Origin of the sequence: Methylobacterium sp. R2-1, assembly GCF_014191355.1 — a bacterium.
In the GTDB taxonomy this organism is placed as follows: Bacteria; Pseudomonadota; Alphaproteobacteria; order Rhizobiales; family Beijerinckiaceae; genus Methylobacterium.
Genome location: NZ_JACHWM010000018.1, coordinates 133,172 through 139,337, shown reverse-complemented (window position 1 = coordinate 139,337; position 6,166 = coordinate 133,172). Strand labels below are relative to the sequence as shown.

Genomic DNA, 6,166 nt, shown 5'->3' with positions numbered 1-6,166 from the left:
TTGGAGGCGACACCGACTTCGAGGTCGGGGCGGGCCTCGCGCAGGATGCGCTCGACCTCGTCGCCGGTGCCGACCGGCACGGTCGATTTGGTGACCACGACGGCGTAGCCGGTGAGCGCCTGGGCGATCTCTTTGGCGGCGGCGTAGACGTAGGAGAGGTCGGCGAAGCCGTCGCCGCGCCGCGACGGCGTGCCCACCGCGATGAACACAACATCGGCGTTGGCCACCGCCGATTTCAGGTTGGTCGTAAAGGACAGGCGCTTCTGGCGCACATTGTCCGCAACCAGTGTCTCCAACCCAGGCTCGTAGATCGGCATACGTCCGGCTTCGAGCGCTGCGATTTTACTAGGATCCTTGTCGACGCAGACGACTTCGTGGCCGAAATCGGCCAAGCACGCCCCTGACACCAGCCCCACGTAGCCGGATCCTATCATCGTTATCTTCATGGTATCACGACCTATAGAGAACGAAGGTGAGATGCGTTGCGACAGTCTGTAAGTCGGCCGTTGCCAGTCTGCTTGGAAATGTTCACGCGCATCAGGTAGGCGTCCGCACAGGCTGGGCCACGAGAGCAAATCGGCCGACGCACAGCCGATACGCATCGGTCGCGCACTATGCGAGCAGGGCCGAGAGATTAGCCAAGACGGTTGGCCGAGCCTCTCAATGCCATCGCTTGGCAAGAACAATGCCGGCCTGCGTTCAGACCGTGCATGCTCGATCTGCGAGCTTAGGCATATGGTCCCGGGATGTTGTGCGAGGGATCGAGCCCGAAGCGTTCGGGCCCTTTCGTCCAGGCCCGAAGGACATGCTCGTTGGGCGTGAGGCCGCTCAGAGTCTGCAGCCGATAGGCGGAGTTTTAGGCGTCCACGAACGACTGCAGTTGGGCGCGGAACCTTTCCTGCGCGTCGTAATGCTGGCGCTCGACATTGGCGTCATCGATCGGGCGGATTGAACCGCTTCGAGTGTCCTGACAGCTCCAGCTCTTGAGGCGCTGGAGCCATGACGAAGCGCAGCATACCCTTCTCGCATGAAGTGAGCGAGCACACGGTGCGGATACCCGAATGCTGAGCAAGCACGATCCGGCATCGGGGGAATCCGTCTTGCCGACTGCACGCGCGCAGCCTCAACCACCGGGCATCCAATCGATCTTGGGCTTCTGTGCCAGGATCCGCTCGAAGTAGTTAGCGACGGCCTGCGCACCATCCGAGTGCATCATGGCAACCGGATGGGCGAGGTAGGCGCGGGCCAGATCGAGCGGGATCTCGCCGGCCTGGAGGGCACCGAGCACTGCGTCGATGAAGGCATCGTTGGCTTCGTTGAAGTCGCTCGACAGCTTCTTACGGTCGTTCAGGGCCTTGATCGGCATCGTGCGGATGATCCTTTCTTGCTTAGAATATCGAGGTCAAACTTCGACCCGATGTCCACCTCATACCCTCTTGGCGCCCATCTCAGCGATTCAGCTGCCTCTGGCGGCTTCTCCGAAGCGGACATTGCCGCAGCTCAGGCTTGTCGGTCTCAGTTGCGCCGCTTCGGATGTTCGTCTGTGGTGAAGAAGATGGTTCGCTTCCGAGAAGCCATCGGATTTCAAGCATGCGACGCTACGTCCGGCGAGCACCCGTGATGATAAGCCGATCACCTCTGGACTGAGACCGCGACAAACAAAAACCGTGCAGAGGCGGCAGACGTCAACCGCGGGTGCGTCCAGGCCGCTCGATGAGGGTGGCACATCAACTCGATCTCTTCCGCATCAAGGAGTTCTGGGGCGAATCCGTTCACGTGAATAGGCCTGCTTGATCCGCAACTCGGCGGCGTTGCGCAAGCCGGCCGACAGCCCCGGCCCAGCCGCACTTCGGTGGATGTCATTGAAAAGACTGCGTCCACCGAAGCCTGACTGCACGCGGCAGAGAGGCACGGTCACGTCTCTCCGGGCCGGCGTGTCGCACGTGCGCGCTCCAGAGAAGCCGCCCTACGACGTTCCTCGCGCAAGATCTCGATCGTCGGCTGCCACCAGCCACGAGCCAGCTCGGTCGAGCCCGGCGCTTCCCGTGCTGGCCAAGCCCGGACCAGCTCGTCATGCGTCGGCCTGCGCCAGGACGCCCAGATCAACGCACCGCGCCCGGCCACCACGCCCGGGTAGAAGCGAGCGGCGATAGGGGCTTCGACGACTTCGCCGGTGACCGCTTCGAACACCATGGATCCCGCGTGGGTCATCACCACCCGCCTGAGGGGTGGCAGCGCGTCCTCCGGTACCGGGTAGCGCTTACGGCGGCGTTCCGCGGTCTCGGCCAGCCTATCCGCGTGCTCCGGCGAGGCTCTGCGACTTGCCTCGCGTTTCCGCCGCTCCTCAGGCTCGGCTTGGCGAGCAGCATCCTCAATGGTCGGCCAGCGTCGTCGCAATTCCTCGAATGACCGGAATGGGACGTGCCACGCCTTCGATGCCGGGTCCCACCTGGCCCAAGGTACCATCCGCAACGCGGCGACGACGGCGCGGGAATACGGCGTTCGGACCACCAAGTCGTCAGCCACCTCTAGGTAAGGACTTCTGACCGGCTCGAACGTGAAGGCGTCGCGGCCCCGCTCATCGGCGTAGGCCAGGATGCCCGACCACTCGCGGCCCGACCATGCCTTGAGGCGCCGCTCGGCCGTGGTGCCAGGCACGAACCAAGCGCCAAGCTCGTGGCGCCACCGCGCGCGGGGAAATGCGGCGCGGAACCGCTCAACGGTCAGGCGGTCATAGGGGAAAGACGCCGTCGCGCCGGGCGCACCATTGCCAGCCTCTTGCTGGGTCGCGCTGAATTGTAACGTCTCACCGGCCACCGCTCGACCTATGTTGCTCCCTCTTGGCGAAGCCGCCGCCTCAAGTCGAGTTAAGGCAAGATCGAGCAAGGACGACCGGTTCCCGCGCCATGTGTGCGATGCCGTTATGCTCAGTCTTCAAGCAGCCCCTTGGCCGATCCTCCCCGCGAGGTGCATCGCCTCCTGCCGCATCGCCCGAGCTGGCGGTTACTCAGTTGAGCGGCAAGTGTCACTGTGGCGACCGAGTTCTTCCCGGCGGAGGGGCCGGAAGCGACCGGGCTCACACGGTATAGAGGTCGAGGGAATGGAGCCGGATACCCATGAGGCCGTTCCTGTCGGACCGAAAGGCCGGAAGAGCTTCGCGCGTCATCGCGGCGGCCGGGCCCCTCGGGGGTTCTAATCTCTCCTTGCCGGACGACGCCGTCCCGCTCCCGTCCGGTTCTCGATATTTTCGAGAGGACCCGTGAACCGGCTCCCGGCGTCGCGCGACCAATGAATGTCGGGACCGCACCGAGCGGCCCGAGCCATTCGGAGGAGTGTCGCCATGACCCGGACCAAGATCATCGCCGCCCTGTGCACCATCGGCCTGGCTCTCGGAGCAGGCTCCGCCGAGGCGAAGCCCTTCCACGGGTACAAGCACCATCACCATTACGGTTTCGGTCACGGGGGCGCCGTCCTGGGCGGACTCGCTCTTGGGACCGTGGTGGTCGGCACCGCAATCGCGGCCGCATCCGACGAGACCGACGAGTGCATCGTGAAGGTCCGGCGAACCTACGACGACTTCGGCAACGTCTATGTTCGTCGGGTGCGGATCTGCGAATGAGGCCCGATGTTCGCCGCCAGAATTGCGCGGTCCGGAGCATCCGGGCCGCGTGGACTGAGTTCGGCCGCTCATCTACATTCACAGTGCCGCACGCTGGCTTACGCGAGCGGTCGCGGGAGCACGTGCTGCAATGCCGGGTGCCTTCGTTCGGTCCATGCTCCGACGGCTCTGCCGCATCCTGGCTGCGGCGGCGTTCCTGCTCCCTGGTTGCCTCGCCGCCGAGGCGCAGGTGCGCGGTCCGATTGGGGCCGGTTCGGGAGGCGGTTACGGCAGGGGCAGCTATGGTGGCGGAGGCTATCGCGGCGGCCCGATGATTGGCCTGCCGGGCGTGATCGGCATCATTCCGCGACTGATCCCGCCGCCGAAGCGGGTGGAGGAGGTCGAAGACGAGGATCCGCCACCGCGACGGCCGACGCGTCGGCCTGAGTACGAGGACGAGCCTGCGGCAGATCGGCCAAGGCCGCGTCCCCGGCCACAAGGCCTGCCGACCGTTCATCGCGCGGAGCCGGCGCCGCGTCCGAGGCAAACCGCACCCGTTCGCGAACCTCCGCCCAAGGTCGCGCAAAGGCCGGAGCGCCCGAAGCCAATCGCATCACCGGTCGCCAAGCCGAAACCGGTGCTCGCCAGGACACCGTCTCCGCCGCGTCGGGAGGGACCCGTTCCGGCGCCTGTCCCCGCCGCAACTCGGCCGGGCGCCGCTGATCCGAGCGAGGTCCCCGGTGAAGTGTTGTTCTCCTTGAAAGCGGAGGCACCGGCGGGCAGCCTGCGCGTCATCCTGCGACGCGAGCGCCTTGAGCTGGTCTCGACAGACACCTTCACCTTGGTGCCGATGACCTTGCACCGCGCACGCTTCAAGGACCGCCGTTCCATCGCGGAGGTGGTCGCAGCCCTTGCGCGCGACTCGCGTATCGGCAGGGCGCAGGCCAACCACCTCTATGCCCTCGTCGCCCAAGCCATGCCGGCCCTCGCCGGCGCGCAGTACGTCGTGGGCAAGCTCCGCCTGAAGGAGGCGCACGCCTCGGCCACGGGCAAGGACGTGACCGTCGCAGTCATCGATTCCGAGCCCGACAGCAATCATCCCGCGCTCCGTGACGCCGTGTCCGAACGGCATGACGCCCTCGACGGCGGTAAGCCGGTGGCCGCACATCCTCATGGTACGGCCATTGCAGGTATCGTCGGTGCCCGCACCCAGCTGGCCAGCGCGGCACCCGAGGCACGCCTCCTCGCGGTGCGCGCCTTCTCGGGCGAAACCCGGACCGGTGCGCAAGGCACCACCATCCACGTGGCACGCGGCCTCGACTGGGCGCAACGCAAGGGCGCGAGCGTGGTCAACATGAGCTTCGCCGGCCCTTGGGATGCGGCCCTCTCCGATTTCCTCGCCGCGGGGGCCGGGCGCGGCGTCGTCTATGTGGCCGCCGGCGGCAATGCTGGTCCGGCCTCGGCGCCCCTGTTTCCGGCTGCCGACCCGAACGTCATCGCGGTCACGGCCACCGACGCGGAGGACAGGCTCTTCCCAGCGGCCAACCGCGGCTCGCATCTCTGCGTGGCCGCGCCGGGCGTCGACATCCTCGTAGCCGCACCGAACGGGAATTACGGGCTCCTCTCGGGGACCTCAATGGCGGCCGCACAGGTGAGCGGCATCGTCGCCCTGATGCTTCAGGCGAAACCTGACCTGACACCTCCGGAGGTGCGGGCGGCGCTGACGCGCAGCGCCCGCGACCTCGGACCGCTGGGACCAGACCGGGATTTCGGCGCAGGCTCAGCCGACGCCGAGGGAGCAGTTCAGGCTCTCATCGCTCCTGCGGCGCAGACGCGGCCAGCACCACCAACCGAGGGCATGAGCGCAACCCCGGTCAGCGCCGCCGCGCCGGACCAGCCGTGATGCCGCCGATAGACCGACGGGAACCGGTTCCCGCACGGAAAAGCGCTCTTGGATTTGAACCGTTCGCCTCGCCCGCGCGACCCATGAAGGGGTGCGGATGAGTGCGCCCTCCGACGAGGACCTGATCCGGCGCATCGCCGGCGGCGACCGTACGGCGATGCAGGGGCTCTACGCCCGGCACGCGACCGCCGTGTTCCGGTTCCTCGTCCGCATCGTGCGCGACCCAACCCGGGCGGAGGATCTGATGAGCGACGTCTTCTTCGATGTCTGGCAGCAGGCCGGCCGCTTCGAGGGCCGTTCCAGCGTGACGACCTGGATGTTGACCATCGCGCGGTTCAAGGCGCTCTCGTCGATGCGTCGGCGCTCTCATGAGGCGCTGGAGCCCGAGATGGCCGAGGCCGTCGAGGACGAGGCCGACACGCCGGAGGTCACGCTGCAGAAAGTGAGCAAGGCAGAGGCGATGCGGCGTTGCCTCGAAGCCTTGTCCCTGGAGCACCGCACCGTGATCGACCTCGTCTACTATCACGAGCTCGGTGTCGAGGAGGTGGCGCAGGTTCTCGATATCCCGGCGGGCACCGTGAAGACCCGCCTGTTCCACGCCCGCAAGCGCCTGTCGGACCTTCTGGTAAAGGCGGGTATCGACCGGGGATGGCCGTGAGGAGGCC

At 66.5% G+C, this 6,166-nt stretch carries 6 protein-coding genes; 3 read left to right on the top strand and 3 right to left on the bottom strand.

Translation table 11 applies throughout. The features are described from left to right. The 3 genes from FHU13_RS23115 to FHU13_RS23105 all read right to left on the bottom strand — a co-directional run. Window positions 1-446 (bottom strand): 2-dehydropantoate 2-reductase N-terminal domain-containing protein (locus FHU13_RS23115; RefSeq protein WP_183438187.1); only part of this gene is annotated, 446 nt, incomplete at its 3' end. A gap of 677 nt (window positions 447-1,123) precedes the next feature. Then, window positions 1,124-1,366 (bottom strand): hypothetical protein, encoded by a 243-nt coding sequence (locus tag FHU13_RS23110; RefSeq protein WP_183438186.1) that lies wholly within the window; start codon window positions 1,364-1,366, stop codon window positions 1,124-1,126. A gap of 548 nt (window positions 1,367-1,914) precedes the next feature. Further along, entirely contained in the window at window positions 1,915-2,817 is a 903-nt protein-coding gene (locus tag FHU13_RS23105) for a hypothetical protein (protein WP_183438185.1), read from the bottom strand. Between the two features lie 523 nt (window positions 2,818-3,340). Between FHU13_RS23105 and FHU13_RS23100 the strand changes: the two genes are divergently transcribed. From FHU13_RS23100 to FHU13_RS23090, 3 genes are all read left to right on the top strand, one after another. Continuing rightward, window positions 3,341-3,619 carry a hypothetical protein gene (locus FHU13_RS23100; protein ID WP_183438184.1) on the top strand — a complete coding sequence of 93 codons (279 nt, stop codon included), beginning with the start codon at window positions 3,341-3,343 and terminating at the stop codon, window positions 3,617-3,619. A 727-nt stretch (window positions 3,620-4,346) separates the two neighbouring features. Continuing rightward, on the top strand, window positions 4,347-5,501 hold the full coding sequence (locus tag FHU13_RS23095) for a S8 family serine peptidase (protein WP_246714812.1): 1,155 nt from the start codon (window positions 4,347-4,349) through the stop codon (window positions 5,499-5,501). Between the two features lie 97 nt (window positions 5,502-5,598). Continuing rightward, window positions 5,599-6,159: a sigma-70 family RNA polymerase sigma factor gene (locus tag FHU13_RS23090; RefSeq protein WP_183438182.1), complete on the top strand. Its 561-nt coding sequence runs from the start codon at window positions 5,599-5,601 to the stop codon at window positions 6,157-6,159. Window positions 6,160-6,166 lie beyond the last annotated feature (7 nt).

Coding starts and splice junctions, on each gene's coding strand:
- FHU13_RS23100 (WP_183438184.1), top strand. CDS start 3,341: ATGACCCGGACCAAGATCATCGCCGCCCTGTGCACCATCGGCCTGGCT.
- FHU13_RS23110 (WP_183438186.1), bottom strand. CDS start 1,366: ATGCCGATCAAGGCCCTGAACGACCGTAAGAAGCTGTCGAGCGACTTC.
- FHU13_RS23090 (WP_183438182.1), top strand. CDS start 5,599: ATGAGTGCGCCCTCCGACGAGGACCTGATCCGGCGCATCGCCGGCGGC.